This is a genomic window from Paenalcaligenes sp. Me52, from assembly GCF_050487965.1.
Lineage (GTDB): Bacteria > Pseudomonadota > Gammaproteobacteria > Burkholderiales > Burkholderiaceae_B > Paenalcaligenes.
Window position 1 is genome coordinate 1 of the sequence record NZ_JBKQFO010000015.1, and the last position, 784, is coordinate 784.

Here is a 784-nt window from a genome sequence, read left to right on the forward strand (position 1 = left end):
ACGATCGCAGGTGATGATGTGATCAACAAAGCTGAGTCTGAATCCGACGTGACCATCACTGGTACCGTTGGTAAAGACGTCAAAGCCGGCGACACCGTCACTGTGACTGTGAACGGTAAAGACTACACAACGACCGTTAATACTGATGGCAAAACATGGAGCGTAGATGTTCCGGGTGCTGAGCTGGCCAAAGACAGTAACGTACACGCTAAGGTCGAAACCAAAGACGCCGCGGGCAATCCAGCGTCGGCTGAGGCTGATCGTGGTTACGGTGTAGACACCGATCTGCCAGAAGCATCGATCACGATCGACACCATTGCTGGTGACGACGTTATCAACAAAGCTGAATCTGAGTCCGATGTCACCATCACAGGTACTGTCGGTAAAGACGTTAAAGCCGGTGACACCGTCACTGTGACTGTCAACGGTAAAGACTACACGACGACTGTTAACGCCGACGGTAAAACATGGAACGTGGATGTTCCAGGCGCTGAGTTGGCTAAAGACAGCAACGTTCACGCTAAGGTAGAAACGGAAGATGCAGCCGGTAACCCAGCCAGTGCAGAAACTGACCGTGGCTACGGTGTAGATACTGACTTGCCAGAAGCTTCTATCACCATCGACACGATCGCAGGTGATGATGTGATCAACAAAGCTGAGTCTGAATCCGACGTGACCATCACTGGTACCGTTGGTAAAGACGTCAAAGCCGGCGACACCGTCACTGTGACTGTGAACGGTAAAGACTACACAACGACCGTTAATACTGATGGCAAAACATGGA

Annotated in this window: 1 protein-coding gene; it reads left to right on the forward strand. The window is 51.1% G+C overall.

The genetic code is table 11. From position 1 onward, the window contains the following. A partial coding sequence (locus tag ACLO87_RS16695) for an Ig-like domain-containing protein (RefSeq protein WP_430224328.1) occupies positions 1 to 784 on the forward strand: 784 nt, incomplete at both ends.